This window comes from Phenylobacterium sp., from assembly GCF_030697925.1.
GTDB lineage: Bacteria > Pseudomonadota > Alphaproteobacteria > Caulobacterales > Caulobacteraceae > Phenylobacterium.
The window spans coordinates 48,965-70,228 of the sequence record NZ_JAUYOJ010000013.1; the positions used below are offsets into that span (position 1 = coordinate 48,965).

16 protein-coding genes and 1 tRNA gene are annotated in these 21,264 nt (G+C 69.4%); 10 read left to right on the forward strand and 7 right to left on the reverse strand.

Translation table 11 applies throughout. The features are described from left to right. Nucleotides 1-52 precede the first annotated feature (52 nt). From Q8Q88_RS01720 to Q8Q88_RS01730, 3 genes are read left to right on the forward strand one after another with little or no spacing between them, the layout of a single operon-like run. Entirely contained in the window at nucleotides 53-1,378 is a 1,326-nt protein-coding gene (locus Q8Q88_RS01720) for an MFS transporter (protein WP_305673472.1), read from the forward strand. Between the two features lie 33 nt (nucleotides 1,379-1,411). After that, nucleotides 1,412-2,515 carry an NADH:flavin oxidoreductase gene (locus Q8Q88_RS01725; protein ID WP_305673473.1) on the forward strand — a complete coding sequence of 368 codons (1,104 nt, stop codon included), beginning with the start codon at nucleotides 1,412-1,414 and terminating at the stop codon, nucleotides 2,513-2,515. Continuing rightward, the gene (locus Q8Q88_RS01730; RefSeq protein WP_305673474.1) at nucleotides 2,499-3,065 is read left to right on the forward strand and encodes a nuclear transport factor 2 family protein; all 567 of its coding nucleotides are present in this window, start codon (nucleotides 2,499-2,501) and stop codon (nucleotides 3,063-3,065) included. The genes Q8Q88_RS01725 and Q8Q88_RS01730 overlap by 17 nt, the downstream gene beginning before the upstream one ends. Before the next feature lie 35 nt (nucleotides 3,066-3,100). Here the strand turns inward: Q8Q88_RS01730 and Q8Q88_RS01735 are convergent, their stop codons facing one another. The 5 genes from Q8Q88_RS01735 to Q8Q88_RS01755 form a co-directional block, all read right to left on the reverse strand. Further along, on the reverse strand, nucleotides 3,101-3,406 hold the full coding sequence (locus tag Q8Q88_RS01735; RefSeq protein WP_305673475.1) for a hypothetical protein: 306 nt from the start codon (nucleotides 3,404-3,406) through the stop codon (nucleotides 3,101-3,103). 158 nt (nucleotides 3,407-3,564) lie between these two features. Continuing rightward, nucleotides 3,565-5,010, reverse strand: coding sequence for a D-xylose transporter XylE (gene xylE / locus Q8Q88_RS01740; RefSeq protein ID WP_305673476.1), 1,446 nt, complete (start codon nucleotides 5,008-5,010; stop codon nucleotides 3,565-3,567). Beyond that, nucleotides 4,995-7,466, reverse strand: coding sequence for a glycoside hydrolase family 3 N-terminal domain-containing protein (locus Q8Q88_RS01745; RefSeq protein WP_371129799.1), 2,472 nt, complete (start codon nucleotides 7,464-7,466; stop codon nucleotides 4,995-4,997). Before Q8Q88_RS01745 ends, xylE begins: the two co-directional genes overlap by 16 nt. An 86-nt stretch (nucleotides 7,467-7,552) precedes the next feature. Beyond that, a complete protein-coding gene (locus tag Q8Q88_RS01750; protein ID WP_305673478.1) occupies nucleotides 7,553-9,913 on the reverse strand; it encodes a TonB-dependent receptor in 2,361 nt (786 codons plus the stop codon). A gap of 175 nt (nucleotides 9,914-10,088) precedes the next feature. Then, nucleotides 10,089-11,174 (reverse strand): LacI family DNA-binding transcriptional regulator, encoded by a 1,086-nt coding sequence (locus Q8Q88_RS01755; protein ID WP_305673479.1) that lies wholly within the window; start codon nucleotides 11,172-11,174, stop codon nucleotides 10,089-10,091. Between the two features lie 143 nt (nucleotides 11,175-11,317). On the opposite strand from Q8Q88_RS01755, the gene Q8Q88_RS01760 reads away from it, so the two are divergent. After that, nucleotides 11,318-12,559, forward strand: coding sequence for an MFS transporter (locus Q8Q88_RS01760; protein ID WP_305673480.1), 1,242 nt, complete (start codon nucleotides 11,318-11,320; stop codon nucleotides 12,557-12,559). Between the two features lie 181 nt (nucleotides 12,560-12,740). On the opposite strand, the gene Q8Q88_RS01765 is transcribed toward Q8Q88_RS01760, so the two are convergent. Next, nucleotides 12,741-12,815: transfer RNA gene (locus Q8Q88_RS01765), tRNA-Val, on the reverse strand. A gap of 40 nt (nucleotides 12,816-12,855) precedes the next feature. Then, a complete protein-coding gene (gph, locus tag Q8Q88_RS01770) occupies nucleotides 12,856-13,545 on the reverse strand; it encodes a phosphoglycolate phosphatase (RefSeq protein WP_305673481.1) in 690 nt (229 codons plus the stop codon). A gap of 84 nt (nucleotides 13,546-13,629) precedes the next feature. Between gph and glmU the strand changes: the two genes are divergently transcribed. The 6 genes from glmU to Q8Q88_RS01800 all read left to right on the forward strand — a co-directional run bounded on the left by glmU (nucleotide 13,630) and on the right by Q8Q88_RS01800 (nucleotide 21,252). Then, nucleotides 13,630-14,979 carry a bifunctional UDP-N-acetylglucosamine diphosphorylase/glucosamine-1-phosphate N-acetyltransferase GlmU gene (gene glmU, locus Q8Q88_RS01775; RefSeq protein ID WP_305673482.1) on the forward strand — a complete coding sequence of 450 codons (1,350 nt, stop codon included), beginning with the start codon at nucleotides 13,630-13,632 and terminating at the stop codon, nucleotides 14,977-14,979. Nucleotides 14,980-15,016: 37 nt separating this feature from the next. Beyond that, complete coding sequence (gene rpiA / locus Q8Q88_RS01780) at nucleotides 15,017-15,706, forward strand: ribose-5-phosphate isomerase RpiA (protein WP_305673483.1); 690 nt, start codon at nucleotides 15,017-15,019, stop codon at nucleotides 15,704-15,706. A gap of 12 nt (nucleotides 15,707-15,718) precedes the next feature. Further along, on the forward strand, nucleotides 15,719-17,101 hold the full coding sequence (gene gor, locus Q8Q88_RS01785) for a glutathione-disulfide reductase (protein WP_305673484.1): 1,383 nt from the start codon (nucleotides 15,719-15,721) through the stop codon (nucleotides 17,099-17,101). Continuing rightward, nucleotides 17,098-18,318, forward strand: coding sequence for an O-antigen ligase (locus tag Q8Q88_RS01790; protein WP_305673485.1), 1,221 nt, complete (start codon nucleotides 17,098-17,100; stop codon nucleotides 18,316-18,318). Before gor ends, Q8Q88_RS01790 begins: the two co-directional genes overlap by 4 nt. A gap of 52 nt (nucleotides 18,319-18,370) precedes the next feature. Beyond that, nucleotides 18,371-19,750 carry a class II 3-deoxy-7-phosphoheptulonate synthase gene (locus Q8Q88_RS01795; RefSeq protein ID WP_305673486.1) on the forward strand — a complete coding sequence of 460 codons (1,380 nt, stop codon included), beginning with the start codon at nucleotides 18,371-18,373 and terminating at the stop codon, nucleotides 19,748-19,750. Between the two features lie 128 nt (nucleotides 19,751-19,878). Then, nucleotides 19,879-21,252: an MATE family efflux transporter gene (locus tag Q8Q88_RS01800; protein WP_305673487.1), complete on the forward strand. Its 1,374-nt coding sequence runs from the start codon at nucleotides 19,879-19,881 to the stop codon at nucleotides 21,250-21,252. Nucleotides 21,253-21,264 lie beyond the last annotated feature (12 nt).

Sequence of the window (21,264 nt, forward strand, 5' to 3'; positions counted from 1 at the left end):
AAGCATGGCGCCGTCCACGGCCGCCGCTCAGAGCCTCCCGAGGATAGGGTCCATGCACCAACGCGTCGCAGCCGCCGGCGGTATCGCTGGGGACGTCGGGCCAGGCTACCGGCGCTATGTCCTCGTCGTGCTCATGATCGCCTATGCGTTCAACATGCTCGATCGGCAGATCGTCACGATCCTGGCCGAGCCGATCAAGCAGGACCTTCAGCTCGCCGACTGGCAGCTCGGCGCGGTGACGGGGCTTGCGTTCGCGCTGTTCTACACCGTGCTCGGGATCCCTGTGGCGAGGCTGGCCGACCGCGCCAACCGCGTGAGCATTATCGCCGGCTCCCTGGCCATCTGGAGCGGCTTCACCGTGGCCTGCGGCTTCGCTCGCGGCTTTCCCGAGCTTCTCCTGATGCGGATCGGCGTGGCCACGGGGGAGGCGGGTTGCACGCCCCCGGCCCACTCACTGATCACCGAGTACGCCCCGAAGGAAAAGCGGGCCTCCGCGCTGGCCTTCTATTCGCTGGGCATTCCTCTGGGATCGCTGCTGGGCCTGACCATGGGCGGATTGCTGGCCGACAGCCTCGGCTGGCGGACCGCCTTCATGCTGGCCGGCGCTCCGGGCCTCCTGCTGGCCGTGCTCGTCGCCCTGACCTTGAAGGAGCCGCGTCGCGCCTTCGCCATGATCAGCGACCCAACACCTGCCTTGAGCTTCCGCCAGGCAATGGCGGAGCTACGCGCCAAGCGTTCCTTCTGGCTGGTGGCGGTGGCGGGCGGCTTCTCCTCGTTCGTCTTCTACGGACACTCGGCCTTCTACGGCTCCTTCTTCCTGCGCACCCACGGTGAGGCCCTTGGCCGGCTGGGCGAGCAGAGCGGGCTTGGCCCGATCGGAGTGCTGGGTGTCGCCCTGGGTCTCCTGGTCGGTGCGGGATTGGGCGCGGGGACCTATCTCGGCGGCGTGCTGGCCGACCGCGCGGCGAGGACCGACATCGCCGGCTATGTCCGCATTCCCGCCCTGGCGACCCTCGTCGGCGCGCCGCTCTTCGCCATCGTGACGGCGCCCAGCTCGATCGAACTGGCGCTGGCGCTCGTGCTGCCGGCCGTGCTGGCCAACGGCCTGACCTTCGGGCCCGCCTTCGCCGCCGTGCAGTCCATCGTGCGTCCGGACCTGCGCGCGACGGCGGCCGCGGTGCTGCTGTTCCTCGTCAACATCATCGGCCTCGGACTCGGGCCGCTGACGATCGGCGTCCTCAGCGACATCCTCGCACAGCATGTCGGCCCTGAGGCCGGCCTCCGCTGGTCCATGGCGCTGCTGGCTTCGGTGATGCTGGTCGCCGCCTGCCTGTTCGGCCTGGCCGCGCGGAGCATCCGCCAGGACGAGGTCGGTTAGCCCGGCCGAACGCGACAGATCAATGGAGGCCCGATGTCGGCCGCGGAGACTCTCTTCCGACCTTACGTTGTCACAGGCATGCGCCTGCCCAACCGCGTCGTGATGGCGCCGATGACCCGGTCGCGTTCGCCAGGCGGCGTGCCGGGCTCGGACGTGGCCGCCTACTATGCCCGCCGCGCGAGGGCCGGTGTCGGGCTGATCATCACCGAAGGCACGGTGGTGGAGCGCCCGGGATCTTGCGACGATCCCAATGTGCCGAGGTTGTGGGGCGAAGCGGCCATGGCCGGCTGGGCCGAGGTCGTGCGCGCCGTGCATGCCGAGGGTGGGCGGATCATGCCGCAGCTGTGGCATGTGGGCGCCACCCAGGGCCGCCGCTCGCAATGGGCGGCCGACGCCCAGGTGGAGAGCCCGTCAGGCCTGATGGCGCCGGACGCGCCGTTCGGCCGGGCCATGACCGACGCCGACATCGCCGACACCATCGACGCCTTCGCGGCGGCGGCGCGCCGGGCCGCCGACCTGGGCTTCGACGGCGTCGAGATCCACGCGGCCCATGGCTATCTGATCGACCAGTTCTTCTGGGCCGGGACCAACCGGCGCACGGATCGGTACGGGGGCGCGAGCCTGGCGGACCGCACGCGCTTCGCCGTCGAGATCGTGCAAGCTATCCGGCGCGAGGTGGGGGACGGGCTGCCGATCTCCCTGCGGATTTCGCAGTGGAAGCAGCAGGACTACGCCGCCCGGCTGGCCGAGGGGCCGGCCGAACTGGCCGCCATGCTGGAGCCGCTGTGCGACGCGGGCGTGGACATCGTCCACTGCTCGCAAAGGCGCTTCTGGGAGCCGGCGTTCGAGGGTTCGGACCTGAACCTCGCGGGGTGGGCCCGCCGCCTGACCGGCCGGACCTCCATGACGGTGGGATCGGTCGGCCTGTCCGGCGATTTCATCGCCGGCTTTGGCGGCGAGGCGTCGGCGCCGACCTCCATCGATCAGCTCCTTGAGCGGCTGACGCGCGATGAGTTCGACCTCGTGGCCGTCGGCCGAGCCTTGCTGAGCGATCCCCATTGGCTGGAGAATATCGCCGCAGGGCGCGGCGACCGGTTACGGGCCTTCGATATCAGCAAGCTTGACCAACTTCATTGACTGCCCGCCGATGATCGGCGTCGAAGGGGATCCCATGACCAACACCGACAAGCTGCAGGAACTCTGGGATCGCGAGATGATCCGGGACTGCATCTATCGTTACTGCCGCGGAATCGACCGCAAGGACGAGGCGGCGCTGCGCTCCGCCTATTGGCCGGACGCCACCGACAATCACGGCGCCTACCAGGGCAGCGCCGAGGGCTTCATCGCCTGGGCGATGAAGACCCTTCCGACCATCGAGCGGGGCATTCACCAGATCCACAACATGCTGATCGCGTTCAAACCGGGGGGCGCGGCCGTCGAATCCTATTTCACGGCCCTGCAGCGCCAGACGGAGAACGGCGTCCTGGTCCAATGGGACATGGCGGGCCGCTACGTCGACTGGTTCGAGAGGCGCGGCGATGAGTGGAGGGTGGCCCGCCGTCTCGTGGTGTTCGACTGGGTGGAGCAGATGCCCCTGCCGCCCGGGAGCGAGGCCGAGCGGTTCGGCAGACGCCAACCGATCGGCGGCTCATGGCCGGACGACCCGATCTATGCGCTGATCGGCTAGCCGGCGTCACCGCCCGACCAACGCCCAAGACAGGATCAGCGGGGGCTGCCGTCTTCCCAATAGTAGCGGCGGTTGCTTGGATCGTAGAAATAGTACCGTCTGGCCCGTTCGTCATAGTACTGGCGGCGGTTGACGCTGTCGTAGCGCGGCGTCGTCGCGGCGCCGATCGCAGCGCCGGCCGCGCCTCCGACCAGGGCCCCCGTCACCGAGCTATCGACCGCGGCGCCGATCGCGGCCCCGGCAAGCCCGCCGGTCGCCGCGCGCTCTGTCATCGTCGTGCCGCACGCCGCGGCGAGCAGTCCGCTGGCGCTCACCAGCAGGATCTTGGAAATGCCTTTCATGGCGCACCTCGCTCGAACCGCCCCACGCCCTAGTCTAATCAACACACGTGGGCCGGCTGAGTTCCTGAGGATCGACGCCGCGGCGCGGCGCGCGGCCAGGGCGCGGGCGGCTTACCGAGCGTGGGGGCGAAGCCCAACCGGGAGGCCGCGCCGCGAGGTCATTTCCCGCGCCATGACGCGCCGATGGCCTCGAGGGTCTTGCCCTTGGTTTCCGGGATGAAGCGGATGACGAACAGGGCGGCCAGCAAACTGGCGGCGGCGTAGAGCCAGTAGGCGAAGCCGTGATTGAAGGCGGCGATCAAGACGGAATCGCCATCGATCACCTTGAACGACCAGGAGACCACCAGGTTGGCGAGCCACTGGACAGCCACGGCGACAGCCATCGCCTTGCCCTTGATCGGGTTGGGGAACATCTCGGAGAGCAGCACCCAGACCACCGGCCCCCAGCTCACGGCGAAGCCGGCCACATAGACCAGCATGGCCACCAGCGCGCCGACGCCCAGCGCGTGCAGGTGGAACAGGGTCCCAAGCGCCGCCATGGCGGCGGCCATGACCAGGGCGCCGGCGATCAGCAGCGGCTTGCGGCCGAACCTGTCGACGGTGTGGATCGCCACCAGGGTGAAAACCACATTGACCGAACCCACCAGCACCGTCTGCAGGAGCGCATTGTCGGAGGACGCGCCCATGTTCCGGAAGATCTCGGGGGCGTAGTAGAGGACGGCGTTGATGCCAACGAACTGCTGGAAAGCCGAGAGCGTCAGGCCGATCACCACCACGCCCATGCCGAACGAGAGCAGCTTGCCGCTGTGCTCGGTCAGGCTGTCGCGGATTTCAGCGAGCACGAGTTCGGCCTCCTCGGGCCCGGCGACCCGGTTCAGGACCGCGCGAGCCTCGACGTCGCGGCCCTTCATCACCAGCCAGCGGGGGCTGTCCGGCGCGCGGATCAGAAGCAGCAGGAAGGCCAGCGCCGGGATCGCCGCCGAGGCCAGCATGTAGCGCCAGCCGATCGCGAGCACCCAGGCGTCGTCCCCGAGCTTGGCGATCCCCCAGTTCACGAAATAGACGCCGACGATGCCCAGGACGATGGCCATCTGGTTGTAGGACACCAGGCGCCCGCGCCGGCCGGGCGGCGCGATCTCGGCGATGTAGAGCGGCGAGAGCATGGAGGCCAGGCCGATGCCGACTCCGCCCAGGATGCGATAGCCGACGAAGGGGCCGAGCGCGCCGGCGCCTGTCGCGCCCCAGATCGCCTCTGGGAAGGCCGAGCCCAGGGATGAGACGATGAACAGGGCGGCAGCCAGCATCATGCCGCCGCGCCGGCCCATGGCGTTGGCCGCCCAGCCGGCCAGGGCGCCGCCGATCACACAGCCCAGCAGCGCCGAGGAGACGGTCCAGCCGGCGAGGCTGTCGGCCGCCGTCTCCGGCAGGCCGCGTGGATCGATGAAGTTGGCGTCGATGGCGGCCACGGCGCCGGAGATCACCGCGGTGTCGTAGCCGAACAAAAAGCCGCCGAGGGTGGCGGCGAGCGCCAGAGCCGTGGCGGTGGCGGGCGGGGCGGGCAGGGCCGCCTTGGCGGGCGCCGCCTCGTTCACGTGGACGGACATATGGCGTCTCCTTCATTGTAGGTCAGCGCGATGTCGGCGACCGCGGCCTCGAGCTTTCCGGCCGTTGAGAGGTCGAAGGGGGTCGTCACGGCCGCCACGTCGGCTCCAGCGTCGCGGAAGCAGGACAGCCGGATCTTGTAGGTTCGCCAGGTTCCCACGCCGCCCCGGCGAAGCAGGTCGGTGACGTCGATGGCGCCGCCATCCACGGCAAGCCGGACCGGCGCGGTGGGCGCCGAATCCAGGCGAAAACGAAAGCCCACGGCCATCTCGCCATTGGTCTGGCGCGAGAGATCGACCGCCGGACCGGTGATCGTCACCGAGGCGTCGCCGGCGCCCGTGAAGCTGACGGCGCGTCCGCTTTCCTGGGCGCCTGCGTCGACGACCCGGATCCGCACGCCGCCGCGGGGACTGGCGCCTTGGCCGGTGTTCGCCCGCGTCTCGCCGCCCGCGTCGCGCAGCATCAGCGACCAGGGCGCGACCACCGCGCCGGCCGCCAGATAGCGGCCCGGATTGGCGAGGGTGACGGAGACGCCGGCGGTCTCGGAGAGGGGAGGAACCTCGACCCTGGATGCGTAGGTCAGGCCGTAGCCGTAGGCGAACTGCGGGTCGTAGCCGGGCTGGCCGATATTGAGCGGGCTCTGTGCGGCGCTCTTGGGCCAGGAAAAGGAGAGCCTGCCGGTGAACTCGTGGCGCGGCTTGCCGTCCGCGCCGGCCAGCAGCAGGTCGGCGACCCCGCCGCCTTCGGACCCCGGCAGCCAGGCGGCGACGAAGGCGTCCGAGGCGTTGATCTCAGGATTGGTCCAAAGCGGTCGGCCGGACAGGAAGACCGAGACGACGGGTATGCCCTGCGCCTTCAGCCGCTTCAGAAGCGCCAGGGGCTCCTCGGGCGCGAAGTCCACCGTGTCGAGATCGCCCTGGAACTCGGCGTAGGGAGTCTCGCCGAACACCACGACGGCCACGTCCGGGCGAGTGTTGAAGACGCCGTCGGGGGCGTATTCCGCGTCGGCGCCGGCCGCCTCGGCGATCCCGGCCCAGACCGACTGGCCATGGGGGAAGTCGGCGTTCCTATTGCCCGTCCCCTGCCAGGTGAGGGTCCATCCGCCGGAGGCCTGGCCGATGTCGTCAGCAGCGCGGCCGGCCACCAAAATACGGGCGCCACGTCGGATCGGCAGGACCGAGCCGTTGTTCTTCAGGAGCACCAGCGACTTGCGCACCGCCTCCCGGGCCAGGGCCCGGTGCGCCGGCGCGCCGAGCAGCTCCAGCTTCCCCTCAAGTGGGCGACGGCCGTCGAACAGGCCGGCTTTAACCTTGACCCGCAGGATACGGCGCACCGCCTCGTCGAGCCGGGCGTGGCCGATCTCGCCGGACTTCACCTGGGCGAGGGTGTTGGCGTAGAGCGCGCGCCAACTGTCGGGGGCCATGAACATGTCGAGACCGGAATTGAAGGCGAGCGGGCAGCTTTCATTCGAGCAGCCCTGAAGTTGGCCATGGGCGTTCCAGTCGCCCACCGTGAACCCGGTGAAGCCCAGCGGCCCACGCAGCGCGTCGGTGAGCACGCTCGCATTGGCGAGCAGCTTGGTTCCGTTCCAGCTCGAGAACGACGCCATGACCGTCAGCACGCCGGCGTCGATGGCCGGCGGATAGCCCGGGGCATGGATATCGACCAGCTCCTGTTCGGAGAGGGTCGCGTCGCCTTGGTCGCGCCCCTTGTCGGTGCCGCCATCGGCCAGGAAGTGCTTGGCCGACCCCGCGATGCGGCCGGCGGCCAGGGGTTTGCCGGCCTCAAGCGCGCCCTGAAGGCCCAGCGTCATCGGGCCGGCATAGGCGGCCTGCACCGCGGGGTTTTCGGAATAGCCCTCATAGGAGCGGCCCCAGCGGTCGTCGCGGGGCACGGCCACGGTGGGGCCGAAAGTCCAGTCGACGCCAGTGGCCGCGACCTCGCGGGCGGTGGCCTCGCCGATGCGGCGGATGAGGTCCGGGTCGCGCGCGGCGCCCAGGCCGACATTATGCGGGAAGATGGTGGCGCCCAGGACGTTGTTATGGCCGTGCACGGCGTCGACCCCGAACATCAGCGGGATCTTCGCGCCAGGCCGTTTGGCGGCGGCCTCCCGAAAGGCCCGCCCCAGTTTCACCCACTCGATGGCCGGGGCGCGGTCGTCCCCGCCGGGGGCGGAATTGCCGCCGGCCAGGATCGAACCCAGCGGATAGGTGAGAAGGTCTTCGGGGCGGATGGAGCTGATGTCGCCTTGGACGACCTGGCCGACCTTCTCCTCCAGCGTCATCTTCGCCAGCAGGTCGGTGATGAAGGCTTCGGTCTTTTCGTCGGTCAGGGCCGCGGGGCTCTTGGCCTTGGGCCAGATCGTCGGGTCGACGGCGGGCGCGGCGGCAGGCGCGACCGTCGCCAAGCCCCAGGCCATGGCAGCGGCGAGGGCAAGACTCGAAGTGCCTGCAAGCATGGCCATGACGCCGCCAATCCACTCGTAGTGTCAGGAAAAAGGGGCGGCGCGGCGTCGCCGCCGCGCCGTGAGCTCCGGGGACGAGCTCAAAACCGGGCGTGCAGGCGCACGCCCCAGGTGCGGGGAGGATTGTAGAAGCCGACCCAGGTCCCGAGGTTGGTGGGTCCCGAGGTCGGGGTGCCGTTGGACGAGGCGCCGATGTTCTGGATGTCGGTCTTCACCGCCTCGTTCTCGATGTTCTGCACGAAGGCCTCGACCTGCCAACGGTCGTCGGGGGCCTCATAGCGGACCGCGAGGTCGGTCTTGGTGTAGGCGTCCTGCGCGCCGGCGCCGCGATAGAGCGACGGATAGACGTTGTTGAAGGCGCTGATGACGGTGTCGCCCTCGTAGTGGAACTGGATCCGCGGCACGATGCGTCCGCCACTGGCCAGGTCGAAGTCGTGCTCGTAGATCACGGTGGCCGAAAACTCCGGCGCATGGCGCAGGGGTTGGCCGGCCAGGTCGACGGTGTTGGCCAGGTTGCCCTGGTCGAAATAGGTGGTGTCGATGCTCAGGAACTCGTCGTATTCGGCGTTGAGGATGCTCGCGAAGCCGGACAGGCGGTCGTTCTCGGTGGGCCGCCAGGCGAATTCCAGCTCCACGCCCTTGATCGTGGCCGCCGCGGCGTTGGAGGTGACCAGCTGCTGCTGACCCGACGGCAGGCGCTCCACGGCGGAGACCTGCAGGTCCTGGTAGTCCATGAAGAACGCCGCCGCGTTCAGGGTCAGGGCGCCGTCCAGCAGCACCGTCTTGGCGCCCACCTCGTAGCTTGTGAGTTCCTCGGGCAGGTGGCGGCGTCCGCCGTCGGACAGGCCGCCCGACTTGAAGCCGGTAGAGACCGAGGCGTAGGTCATGACGTTCTCGGACAGGTCCCATTCGCCGCGCACCAGCCAGGTGGTCTTGGAGTCCTTGGTCTGGCCGTCATTGATGCCGCCGCCCGGCCAGGCGAAGGTCGGGTTGGCGGGCGTGGTATGGGCGCTGTTGCAGGTGGCGAGCGTCACGGGCGTGCCTGGGCCGAGGATACGGCTGCCTGAGCCGATCGTCCCGCCGAAATCGCTGCAGACCCAGTTGCGGCCGCCCCTGTCCTCCTTCTCGTCCGTCGTGCGCCGGGCGCCGAGCGTGAGGCGCAGGGCGTCGGTGACGTCGAAAGTGCCCTGGGCGTAGAAGGCCCGGGAATCCAGGGTGCGCTTGGGTTGGATGAACGACATCGACCAGGCCTGGTCGCCGGGGGCGCTCGGCGTGACCACCAGCGGCCCGGTCCCGGGCACGGCCGAGGAGGTGATGTCGATATCGAACCGGATGGCGTTGTCTTCCGAGGCCAGGAACGCGCCGACGATCCAGTCGAAGCGGCCCTCGCCCGTCGATCTGGCCTGGATCTCGTGGGAGTAGCTGTCGAAGGACGAGTTGTCCGTCCGGTGCTCCTGCTTGAAGCCGGGCGTCGCGCCGGCATCGTTGTCGGAGGCGTTGCGGCGGCTCATCTGGTTCAGGCCGCCGATATAGGAGACCTCCACCCAGTCGGCCGGGCGCCAGTCGACCCGCAGCCGGTAGCCTAGATTGTCCTGATCGAGGAAGCCGGGGGTGTCGACGAGGGCCGAGTAGCGGTCGGTCCCGGGTCGCGGTGTCTGCAGCAGCGCGATGTTCCCCGTACCCTGGTCCTTGAAGTACTCCACGGCGCCGGTGACGGTGAGCGCCTCGGACGGCGCCCAAAGCGCGGTCAGGCGGAAGCTCTGCTGGTCGGCGTTATTGTACTTGTCGCTGAACACCGCCGGGGACCGCGCCTGGAAGGCGACGTAGCCGTCGTGCTTTTCGGTGGCCGCGGCCAGGCGGATGGCGAAGGTGTCCGACAGCGGGATGTTGACATGTCCGCGGGTGGAGAAGCGGTTGTAGTCGCCGACCGTCACCTCGACGTCGCCCGAAAACGCGTCGAACTTCGGTTTGGCGGTGACGATGTTCACCGAGCCCGCCGTGGAGTTGCGGCCGAACAGCGTGCCCTGCGGCCCGCGCAGGACTTCCACGTGGCTCACATCGTACATCAGCTGGGTCGCGCCCTGCGGCCGGGGCGAATAGACCGAGTCGATATGGAACGAGACGGCCGGGTCGCCGAGTTCGGTGTGGTTGGACGAGCCGATACCGCGCAGATAGACGTGGACCCCGCCGGAATCCCCGTGCTGCTCGACGGTGAGGTTGGGCACCAGCGACTGCAGCGAGGCCAGGTCGCTGACCTTGGCGTCGTTCAGGGAAGACTGCGAAAAGGCCGACACCGCGATCGGGGTGTCCTGAAGCAGGGTCTCCCGACGCAGGGCGGTGACGATGAGTTCCTCCACGGAGGTGGGCCCGGTCTGCGCATAGGCGGGCGCAGCGATCAGAGCCGCGGCTCCGGCGAGCAAGGCGGCGCGATAGTTGGTCATGATGTCCTCCCCAGCTGGCGCCCTTTTGGCGGGCCCTGGCCATGGATGAAGCGTGTCCGGAAATGACAGCGCTGTCAATAGGATGTCTGAGGCATATTTATTCCGTTGTAGTTTCAAGGAAATTTTCCGACACTGGCGTCGAAAATAGACATTAGGAGAGACAGCGCTGTCAATATTACCCTTGGCCCACAGGGATGCGGGCCGCGCGCGCCAGCCTGGGCGGCGCGGAGGATTCGCGCGCGATCAGGGTGTAGGCGGCTTGGTGGACACGCTCCAGGCCGTCGTCGGTCTTGGCCTGGGCCGCGCTGATGAGCATACGGGCGGCGGTCTCGGCCATTTCGGCCACCGGCTGTCGGACCGTGGTCAGCTGTGGCATCGAGAACTGCGCGCTTGGCGTATCGTCGAAGCCGACCAGGGACAGATCGGCCGGCACGGCGAGACCGCCGCGGCTGGCCGCCTGCAGCACGCCGAACGCCATATCGTCGTTGGAGGCGAAGATGGCCGTGGGCCGTTCGGCGCCGGCGAGCATCCGCGCCCCGCACTCGAACCCGGACGTGAAGGTGAAATCGCCCTCGAGGACCCAGTCGTCGCGCACGGCCAACCCATGCTGGGCCATGGCCGCCTCGAAGCCTTCGCGACGCAGCCGGCTCGCGGCGTAGCGCGGATTGCCGACGATGAAGCCGATCTCCCGGTGGCCGAGGCGGGCCAGGTGCACGGTCATGTCGAAGGCCGCCCGCCGTTCGTCCATATAGACCCGCCGGCCGCGGTCCAGCTGGGTCTCCGGACCCAGCCGGACATAGGGTGTGCCGCGGGCCTCCAGAACGTCGAGCACGACGGAGGCATCGGAAATCGGCGGCGTCAGGATCACCCCGTCCGGCTTCAGCGACCCCAGCACCGAGGACATGTCGCGTTCGAGCGTCGGGGAGCCCGGATCCACCAGCTCGATCATCAAATGGTACCCGGAGTTGCGCGCCTCGATCAGCGCGCCCAGCTCCATTCGGCTCAGATAGTCGTTCCCGCGCCCGCTCCGCCAATGCTCGATCGTCAGGTCGGCGTCGACGAAGGCGGCGATCAGATAGGACGACGAACCGGCCAGGCTGCGGGCCGAGAGGCTGGGCCGATAGCCCAGGGCGTCCACCGCCTCCTGGACCTTGGCCCGCAAGGCGACGCTGACGTTCTGCTCACCGTTCAGCACGCGGGAGACGGATTTGATCGAGACGCCGGCCCGCTCGGCGACGTCGTAGATCGTCACGGCTCCCATGCGGCGAGGTCCTCTCGGGCGCGCTCGCGGAGGTGCGGCGCACGCACGCCATCTTGCCCGGCCGGCCAGCGAACGCAAACCGGAGCGCTTGCCGTGGAGCGCGAGAGCCTCGATCCTGCCTGCGGGCGAGGGGAGCCAGCCGCATGACCGACACCACCGCCCCGCCGGTTCGCGCGCCGGTCAGCGGCCTCTTCATCGCGGGCCTGACCCTGGCCCAGGTCGGGGCGTTCCTCTCGTTCACGCCGCTGCTCTCGATCCTCGTGCCGTTGAAAGCCGCGGCCATCGATCCGGTGAACAAGGCCGCGATCATGGCCGAGGTCAGCCTGTGGGCCGCGGTCATGGCCGGGCTCGCCAACCTGCTGGCCGGGGCGGTGAGCGACCGGACCCTCTCGCGGTTCGGTCGGCGGCGGCCCTGGATCGCCCTGGGCCTCGCGGGAACGGTCGCCTCGTACCTGGTGATCATGGCCGCCGACGAGTACTGGGGTTTGCTGGCCGGCCTGCTGATCTTCCAGCTCTGCTTCAACTTCCTGTTCGGTCCGCTGCTGGCGATCCTACCCGACCAGGTGCCCGATGCGCAGAAGGGCCGGGTTTCCGCTTTCGCCGGGCTTGCCCCGCCGTTGGGCGCCGTCTTCGGCGTGGTGCTCACCGGCGTGCTGCTGCCGACCGAAGCCATGCGTTACGCCGCTATCGCCTTCATTCTGGTGATCGCGATCGGGCCGTTCGTCGCGTTCGCCCGCGACCCGCCGAGCGCAGAGCGGACCTGGCTGCGCCTGACGCCCCGGCCGCTCAAGTTCGCGGTCATCAATCCCGTGGCCTATCCGGATTTCGCCGCCGCCTGGCTGTCGCGGCTCCTGATGCAGCTGACGCTCAGCGTCGTCTCGATCTTCGCCCTCTTCTACCTGCAGGACCGGGTGCGGGGCGCGCCAGGCCCTTCGGCCGAGGCCGGCCTGGCGGTGCTGATCGTGGTCGCCACGGTCTTCCACATCGCCACCAGCCTGGCGGGCGGGTTCCTCTCCGACCGCTGGGGGCGGCGCAAGCCGTTCGTGATCGCCGGCGGCCTGTTCCTCGCGGCGGGGACCCTGATCCTGGCCCTGGCGCCGGTCTGGCCGGCGACCATCGTGGCCTATGCGCTCTACGGCTGTGGGTTCGGCCTCTACCAGACCGTGGACGCGGCCCTGGTCGCCCAGGTGCTACCCTCCCTGCGCGACGCGGGCCGCGATCTGGGCGTGCTGAACCTGGCCAACACCATCCCGCAGATCCTGGCGCCGATCCTCGGGCTCTGGCTGCTGGGCGGCAGCCAGAACTACACCGCGCTCTTCGCGCTGGCCGCCATCTCGGCGCTCCTGGGCGCGGTGGTGGTGAATCGTATCCGCTCAGTGCGCTGACACCGCCGGCCACAGCCGCCTGGCCCAATCCGACCGGGAGGACGTTACGGGCGCGATGACGCGAGTGCGCGGCGAGCGGCCTGTGAAGGGCGGCACGAGAGCGCCAACGACAAACCACCAGGCCGCGTTGGGGGGCATGTCCCGTCGGCGACGTTCGTCGCCGTGAATTTCAAGGGAAGAATGGTGGATGCGACAGGGATTGAACCTGTGACCCCCTCGGTGTGAACGAGGTGCTCTCCCGCTGAGCTACGCATCCTCCGGAAGGGATGCGCCTATAGCCCGGTGGCTCGCGCCGTTCAAGCGGTGAGAAGACGAACGCACGCCGTGGGCAGTTCGTCGAAGTGGCCGATGAGGATGTCAGGGGCCAGTTCCGCCGCCGGAACCTCGGTGTAGCCGAAGCTCACCAGGACGAGCGGCACCCGCGCGGCGCGCGCGGCGCCGGCGTCGGTGGCGGCGTCGCCGATCATCACGGCGCGGCCGATCGTCCCGCCGGCCGCCTCGATGGCCGCGGCCAGATGGCCGGGATCGGGCTTGGCGGCGGGCACGGAGTCGCCGCCGACCACGGCGTCGAACAGCTGGGCGAGATCGAGCTTTTCCAGGATTCCGACCGAGAGGCCGGTCAGCTTGTTGGTGCAGACCGCCAGCCTGGCGCCGGCCGTCTTCATCCGCGTCAGAGCCTGGACCGCGCCGGGAAAGGGCCGGGTCAGGTCGGCGCTGTGCGCACCATAGTGGGCGATGAAGCGCGCGAAGAGGTCGTCCATGCGCGCGGCGGGGAGCGAATGGCCCTGGGCGGCGAAGCCCCGCTCGATCAGACGGCGCGCGCCGTGGCCAATGAGGGGGCGGCCCTCCTCGAGGGGCAGGGGGGCGAGCCCCTCCTGGGCCAGTAGCAGGTTCAGGGTCCCGATCAGGTCGGGGGCGGAGTCTACCAGGGTGCCGTCCAGGTCGAGGACAAGCGTCGCGCCATTCAGCGCTGAGAGATCGGCCAAGGCGCGCGCTCCATCGAAACCGCTCGCCGTTTCAGCTAAACGCCGCAAGATTGCAACGTTCCGCCCGACTCGAAGGACCGCTCGATGACCGCACGCGCCGCAGTGATCATGGCCGCCGGCCAAGGCACGCGCATGAAATCGCCCCTGCCCAAGGTGCTGCACAAGGTCGGCGGGCGGGCCATCCTCGACCGGGTGATCGACACGGTCGAGGCGTCAGGCTGCGAGAAAATCGTGGTGGTGGTCGGCGATCATAGCCCAGCGGTGCGTCAGTTGGTGGAGGCGCGGCTCGGCAAGGAGGCCGTGGCGGTGCAGGACCAGCCGCTCGGCACGGCCCACGCGGCCCTGGCCGCCCGGGACGCCCTGATGGACTTCGAGGGCGACGTGCTGGTGCTGAACGGCGACTGCCCGCTGCTGGCGCCGCAGGATCTCGCGCCCCTGTTCGCCATGCGCGAGGCCGGGGTGGCGTTGGCCATGCTGGCCTTCGAGCCCGCCGACGCCCTGCTCTACGGCCGGGTGATCCGCGGCGCCGACGGCCACGTGCTGCGCATCGCCGAGCCGAAGGACGCCACGCCCGAGGAACTGGCGGTGAAGGTCTGCAACGCCGGCATGATGGCCGCTGACCGGCGGCGGCTGTTCGACTGGCTCGCCAAGGTCGACAACAACAACGCCAAGCAGGAATTCTACCTGACCGACATCGTCGGGATCGCCGTGGCCGAGGAGGCGTTCGTCAAGGCCGCCGTCGCGCCGGAGAGCGCGGTGATGGGGACCGACACGGCCATGCAGCTCTCCCAGGCCGAGGCCGTCTTCCAACAGCGCCGCCGCGCGCATTTCCTGGCCGAGGGGGTGCAGATGCTGGCCCCCGAGAGCGTTCACTTTTCCTGGGATACCCAGATCGCGGCCGGCGCCCAGATCGAGCAGTTCGTGGTCTTCGCCCCCGGCGTCAGCGTCGAGACCGGCGCGGTGATCCGCGCCTTCAGCCATCTGGAGGGCGCCAAGGTGATGGCCGGGGCCTTGATCGGGCCCTATGCCCGCCTGCGGCCGGGCGCCGAGATCGGCGAGAACGCCCACATCGGCAACTTCGTCGAGGTCAAGAAGGTCAAGGTCGGCGCGGGCGCCAAGGCCAACCACCTGGCCTATCTGGGCGACGGATCGGTGGGGGCCAAGGCCAATATCGGAGCCGGCACGATTTTCTGTAACTATGACGGCTTCGATAAGTACGAGACCCACGTGGGGGAGGGGGCCTTCATCGGCTCCAACTCGGCGCTGGTGGCGCCGGTGACGATCGGGGCCGGGGCCTATACTGGCTCGGGTTCGGTGATCACGCGCGACGTCGCGCCCGACGCGCTCGCCCTGGAGCGCGGGCCCCCGGTGGAGAAGGAAGGCTGGGCGGCGCGCTTCCGGGCGGCCAAGCTCGCCAAGAAGGCCAAAAAATAGCGTCGCGGGCGCGGAAAGCTTCGCCTATGTCAGCGTCATGAGCGCGACGATCGACGAGCAGAAGCGGGCTAGCGGCGAGGCCGCCGCGGCCCTGGTGGAATCCGGCATGGTGGTCGGGCTGGGCACCGGCTCGACTGCGGCCTGGTTCGTCAAGGCCGTGGCGGCGCGAGGTCTGGACATCGTGGGCGTGCCGACGTCGGTGGCCACCGCCGAACTGGCGGCGAGCCTGGGGATCAAGCTGGCCGAGCTTGGCCAGGTGAAGTCCATAGACCTCACCGTCGACGGCGCCGACGAGATCGGGCCGGCCCTGTCGCTGATCAAGGGCGGAGGCGCGGCCCTGCTCCGCGAAAAGCTGGTCTGGGAGGCTTCCAAGCGCTGCGTGGTCATCGCCGACGCCGCCAAGCGGGTGAAGCTGCTGGGCCAGTTCCCCCTGCCGATCGAGGTGGTGGCCTTCGGCCACGAGACCACGGCCCTGCGGATCTGCGACGCCCTGGCCGAAAGCGACCTTGGGGTCGCGCCGCGCCTGCGATTGAAAGAAGGGGTCCCGGTGAAAACCGACGGCGGCAACCTCATCTATGACGCGGCGTGCGGGCGGATCGAGGAGCCCGCCCTGCTGGCCGCCGCGCTGAAAAGTGTGACCGGCGTGGTCGATCATGGCCTGTTCCTCGACCTGGCCGACCTGGCCCTGGTGGGTACGCCCGACGGCGTGGTCACCCTGGAACCCTAAGGAGCGTAAGCCTTGGCGAAATATGACTACGACCTCTTCGTGATCGGCGCGGGCTCGGGCGGTGTGCGCGCCGCCAGGCTGGCGGCCATGAGCGGCGCCAGGGTCGCCATCGCCGAGGAGCACCGGGTCGGCGGCACGTGCGTGATCCGCGGCTGCGTGCCCAAGAAGTTCATGGTCTACGCCTCGGAGTTCGCCCACAACGCCGAGATCGCCGAGGGCTACGGCTGGTCGGCCAGCCAGGCGACGTTCGACTGGAGGAAATTCCTCGAGGCCAAGGACCGCGAGATCGCCCGCCTGTCGGGGATCTATGTCACCAATCTGAACAACGCCGGCGCCGAGGTGGTCCACGCCAAGGCGCGCCTGAAGGACGCCCACACCGTCGAACTGGAAGGCAAGGGGGTCTATTCGGCCGAGAAAATCCTGATCGCCACCGGCGGGCGGCCCTGGAAGCCCGCCGACTTCGAGGGCGCCGAGCACATCATCACCTCGGAAGAAGCCTTCCACCTGCCGGAATTGCCCAAGCGGATCATGATCGCCGGCGGCGGCTATATCGCCGTGGAGTTCGCCGGGATCTTCAATGGCCTGGGGGTGGACACCACCCTGGTCTATCGCGGGGCCAACATCCTGCGCGGCTTCGACGACAACATCCGCGCCCACGTCACCGAGGAGATGAAGAAGCGCGGCATCAAGGTGGTTCTCGGCTGCCAGCACGAGCGCATCGAGAAGACCGCCAGCGGCTATGTCAGCCACATGAGCTCCGGCTCGGCCGTAGAGAGCGACCTCATCATGTTCGCCACGGGGCGCAAGCCCTACACTGACGGGCTTGGCCTGGAGAGGGCGGGCGTCAAGCTGAACGAGGTCGGCGCGGTGGCCGTCGACAAGTTCTCCAAGACCAATGTCGACAACATCTGGGCGGTCGGCGACGTGACCGACCGGATCAACCTGACGCCGGTGGCGATCCGCGAGGGCGCGGCCTTCGCCCAGACCGAGTTCTACGACAACCCCACCAGCTTCGACCACGACATGGTGGCCTCGGCGGTGTTTTCGCAGCCGCCGGTGGGCTCGGTGGGCCTGTCGGAGGCCGACGCCCGCCACCAGCACGGCAAGCTCGACGTCTACCTGTCGCGCTTCCGGCCGATGAAGACGACCTTCTATGGCGGCGACGAGCGCTGCCTGATCAAGCTGGTGGTCGAGACCGCCACCCAGCGGATCGTGGGCTGCCACGTGGTCGGACCCGACGCGCCGGAGATCATCCAGATGGCCGCCATCGCGCTGAAGATGGGCGTGACCAAGGCCCAGTGGGATTCAACCTGCGCGGTCCACCCGACGCTGGCGGAGGAACTGGTCACCCTGCGCGAGAAGTATATGCCCCAGGAGCTCGGCGCGGCCGCATGACCGACGGGGCGGCGAACCCTCAGGCGCGGGTCTCGGCCTGGTCGGGCTGGGTCCTGGCCGGGCTGTTCGTCCTGGTCCCCTTCGCCGCCTGGGGCGGGCCGCTGGCCTTCGCCCCGATCCTCGCCCTGGCCGGCCTGCTGACCTTGAGGGGGCTGCGGATCATCGACGCCGACCGGCCGGCGGCCATCTCGGTGGTGGTGATCCTGGCCTGGTCGCTGGGCTCCATGGCCTGGAGCCCCTACACGCCCAGCGACCTCGAGGGGGCCACCGCCTTCAAGCTGATCGCCCAGGCGGCGCTCTACTGGGCCGTGCTCTGCGCCGCCCGCGACGCCACGCCGGGAACCCGGGCCGCCGCCCTGCGCATCCTGGCCTGGAGCCTGGCGGCGCTGGGCCTGCTGATCAGCATCGAGACCGCCACCGGCGCCTGGGTCTACCGCGCGCTACGCGATGCGATGGGTGATCCGATCCGGCCGGACCTCGCCGTCAAGAACGTCGCCCAGGCCGGGTTCGTCCTGGCCCTGCTGACTCCCGCCGCGGCGCTGGGCGCCATCCGCACGGGGGAGAGCCGCTGGCTGATCCTGCCCATGGCGGCGGGCAGCGTCGGGGTGGGCCTGCTGTTCGCCACCGACGCGCCGCTGGTCGCCCTGGTCGCGGCCCTGGCCTCGGGCCTCGCCGTCTATCGCTGGCCGGTCGTGGCACCCCGGGTGATGGCCGGCATGGCGGCGACCTTCTTCCTGGGCGCCCCGGCCATCGTCTGGGCCGCCCAGAAGCTCGGCGTCTATGCGATGGTCGAGGCCAGGATGCCGCTCTCCTGGGAGATGCGGATGGGCTATTGGCGGCGCGCGGTGGCCTGGATCGGCGACCACCCGATGCGCGGCTGGGGGCTGGACGCCAGCCGGATGTTCTCGCCGGGCATCAAGCTGCATCCGCACGACACGGCCCTGCAGCTCTGGCTGGAGCTCGGCCTGATCGGCGCCACGGCCGCGGCGGTGTTCTGGGCCACCATCCTGGCCGGACTCAGCCAGCCCACGCGCGATCCGGCCCGGGCGGTGGGGGCGGCCACGGCGGCGGCCTATCTCACCTATTCGGCCTTTTCCTTCGGGGTCTGGCAGGAATGGTTCCTGGCCATCGGAGCCCTGGCGGCGGCGGCCTGCCTGCTCGCGGCGCGACAGCGGGCGGCGGAAGCCCCATCGACGGCGCGGCCCTTATCGGAGTAGAAGGCGCGGTTTCGTTTGCCCGCAAATCCGCGTGCAGGCGTGGAGTTGAGACATGACCGAACACTGGACGCCCGCTTCGTGGAGAAAAAAACCCGCGAAACACCTGCCCACCGACTATCCGGATCAGGCGGCGCTGGCCGGTGTGGAGCAGACCTTGCGCGGCATGCCGCCGCTGGTGTTCGCCGGCGAGGCGCGGCGGCTGAAGAGCCTGCTGGGCGATGTGGCGGCGGGCAAGGCCTTCCTGCTGCAGGGTGGCGACTGCGCCGAGAGCTTCAAGGAATTCCACGCCGACAACATCCGCGACACCTTCCGGCTGATCTTGCAGATGGCGGTGGTGCTGACCTTCGCGGGGGGCAAACCCGTTGTGAAGGTGGGCCGCATGGCCGGCCAGTTCGCCAAGCCACGCTCGGCGGCCACCGAGACCATCGAGGGGGTCGAGCTGCCCTCCTATCGCGGCGACATCATCAACGGCATGGACTTCGACGCCGCCAGCCGCGTGCCCGATCCCCAGCGCCTGCTGCAGGCCTACGGCCAGTCGGCCTCGACGCTCAACCTGCTGCGGGCCTTCGCCGGCGGCGGCTATGCCGACCTCTACAACATCCATCGCTGGACCCTGGGCTTCGTGGCCGACAGTCCGCAGGGCGCCAAGTACCGCGAACTCTCGGAGAAGATCAGCGAGGCCCTGACCTTCATGGCCGCCATCGGGGTCACCCCCGAGAGCCAGCCCGACCTGCACCGGGTGGAGTTCTTCACCAGCCACGAGGCCCTGTTGCTGGGCTTCGAGGAGGCCATGACCCGCGTCGATTCCACCTCGGGCGAGTGGTACGACACCTCCGCCCACCTGGTCTGGATCGGCGAGCGCACCCGCGACCTGGACGGCGCCCATGTCGAGTACTTCCGCGGCATCCGCAACCCGATCGGCGTCAAGTGCGGCCCGACCATGGAGCCGGACGATCTGCTGCGCCTGATGGAGACCCTGAACCCGCGGGACGAGCCCGGCCGGCTGACGCTCTACGGCCGCTTCGGCGCCGACAAGATCGCCGCGCGCCTGCCGCGCCTGCTGGACGCCACCAAGCGTTCCGGCCGTACGGTGGTCTGGGCCATCGACCCGATGCACGGCAATACGCTGACCGCCACCAACGGCTACAAGACCCGCCCCTTCGACCGCATCCTGTCGGAGGTGAAGAGCTTTGTGGAGATCGCCAAGGCCGAGGGCGTCCACCCCGGCGGCGTGCACCTGGAGATGACCGGCCAGAACGTCACCGAGTGCCTGGGCGGTGCGCGGGCCCTGACCGAGGGCGACCTGGCCGACCGCTACCACACCCACTGCGACCCGCGGCTCAATGGCGAACAAGCCCTGGAGCTCGCCTTCCTGGTGGCCGAGAAGCTGAAGGAAGAGCGGATCGAGGCGGCCCTGCGCGCGGCGGTCTGAACCGTCGCAGGGCCCCTGTGCCTCCGCGGCCACCGGCGCCCTGAAAACGGGCGCCGGCGAAGAAGCTTCGCTTGCCGCCGCCGCGATGAACCGCCACCTTCCGGGCTTCTTTGAAAACCGGTGCTGAAATGGCCGATCCGGCCCACGCGCCCCTTCCTGAAGGGCGCGAACAAAACGTCGTCCGCAAGGAAACGGCCGAGCTGTGGAAGCTCTCCTGGCCGGTCGTGCTGTCGCGCCTGGGCATCATGGTCATGGGCCTGTCGGACGCCATCGTGGTCGGACGCTTCTCGGCAACGGAACTCGGCTACCACGCCCTGGCCTGGGCCCCCACCAGCGTGGTGGTGACCATGGCCGTGGGCCTGCTGACCGGCGTCCAGGTGATGACCGCCCGGGCGATCGGGGAGGGCCGGCGCGAACGGACCGGGGCGGTGCTACGCCGCGGCCTGGCCTACAGCTTCTGGATCGGCGTGGTCTCCATGGCCGTGACCCTGCTGGCGGGACCGGGCTTCCTGCACGTGATCGGGCTGGAAACGGACCTGGCCGACGGGGCCAGCCGCGCCATGCTGATTTTCGCCCTGTCCCTGCCGGGCTACGCCTTCAGCGTTGCCGCCAGCTTTTGGCTGGAGGGTTTGGGCCGGCCCGGACCGGGGGCGGTGATGATGTGGATCGCCAATGCGGTGAACCTCGGCCTGCTGCTGATCCTGGTGCCGGGGAACTTCGGCCTCCCGGCCCTGGGGGCGGTCGGCGGCGCCTGGGCGACCACAGGGGCGCGGACCTTCCTGGCCGTCGCCATGCTGGTCTTCATCTTGATGATGAAGGAGAGCCGGACGCTGGGGGTGTTCGACAAGCCGGAGCGCGACCGGGCCGCCGAGCACGAGCAGCGCCGCATCGGCTATGGCGCGGGCGCCTCGAACTTCTTCGAGGTGGCGGCCTTCGCCTCGATGAACATCTTTGCCGGCTGGATGGGCGGGCTGACCGTGGCCGCCTGGGCGGTGGTGCTGAACGTGGCGGCCCTGGTCTTCATGGTGCCGCTGGGCCTCTCCACCGGCACCGCCGTGATGGTCGGCCGGGCCTATGGGGCTCGCGACAAGGGCGGCGTGGTGCGCGGGGGCCTGATCGGCTTCGCCATGACAGCGGCGTTCGGAGCGGTTATCTCCCTGGTGATCTGGCCTGCCGCCGGGCTCATCAGCCAAGCCTACACCTCCGACCCCCGGGTGATCGCCATGGCCTCCGCGGCCCTGGTGCTGTCGTGCCTGTTCTTCCTCGTCGACGCCCTGCAGGTGGTGATCGCCCAGGCCCTGCGGGCGCGCGGCGACGTCTGGCTGCCGACTTTCACCCACCTGACCAGCTATGTGTTCGTCATGATGCCGCTGGCCTGGTGGCTGGCCATCCCGATGAATCTGGGCTTGAACGGCATCGTCTGGGGCGTGGTCGGCGCCTCGTTCCTGTCGGCGGGCCTGCTCGGCGCCCGGTTCTGGCAGCTCAGCCGCCGGCCGCTCTAGGCGATTTCTCGA

What these genes read in the sequence shown, in the direction of transcription:
- Q8Q88_RS01720 (WP_305673472.1), top strand. Translation starts at nt 53, where the DNA reads ATGCACCAACGCGTCGCAGCCGCCGGCGGTATCGCTGGGGACGTCGGG.
- Q8Q88_RS01725 (WP_305673473.1), top strand. Translation starts at nt 1,412, where the DNA reads ATGTCGGCCGCGGAGACTCTCTTCCGACCTTACGTTGTCACAGGCATG.
- Q8Q88_RS01735 (WP_305673475.1), bottom strand. Translation starts at nt 3,406, where the DNA reads ATGAAAGGCATTTCCAAGATCCTGCTGGTGAGCGCCAGCGGACTGCTC.
- xylE (WP_305673476.1), bottom strand. Translation starts at nt 5,010, where the DNA reads ATGTCCGTCCACGTGAACGAGGCGGCGCCCGCCAAGGCGGCCCTGCCC.
- Q8Q88_RS01745 (WP_371129799.1), bottom strand. Translation starts at nt 7,466, where the DNA reads ATGCTTGCAGGCACTTCGAGTCTTGCCCTCGCCGCTGCCATGGCCTGG.
- Q8Q88_RS01750 (WP_305673478.1), bottom strand. Translation starts at nt 9,913, where the DNA reads ATGACCAACTATCGCGCCGCCTTGCTCGCCGGAGCCGCGGCTCTGATC.
- Q8Q88_RS01755 (WP_305673479.1), bottom strand. Translation starts at nt 11,174, where the DNA reads ATGGGAGCCGTGACGATCTACGACGTCGCCGAGCGGGCCGGCGTCTCG.
- Q8Q88_RS01760 (WP_305673480.1), top strand. Translation starts at nt 11,318, where the DNA reads ATGACCGACACCACCGCCCCGCCGGTTCGCGCGCCGGTCAGCGGCCTC.
- glmU (WP_305673482.1), top strand. Translation starts at nt 13,630, where the DNA reads ATGACCGCACGCGCCGCAGTGATCATGGCCGCCGGCCAAGGCACGCGC.
- rpiA (WP_305673483.1), top strand. Translation starts at nt 15,017, where the DNA reads ATGAGCGCGACGATCGACGAGCAGAAGCGGGCTAGCGGCGAGGCCGCC.
- Q8Q88_RS01790 (WP_305673485.1), top strand. Translation starts at nt 17,098, where the DNA reads ATGACCGACGGGGCGGCGAACCCTCAGGCGCGGGTCTCGGCCTGGTCG.
- Q8Q88_RS01795 (WP_305673486.1), top strand. Translation starts at nt 18,371, where the DNA reads ATGACCGAACACTGGACGCCCGCTTCGTGGAGAAAAAAACCCGCGAAA.
- Q8Q88_RS01800 (WP_305673487.1), top strand. Translation starts at nt 19,879, where the DNA reads ATGGCCGATCCGGCCCACGCGCCCCTTCCTGAAGGGCGCGAACAAAAC.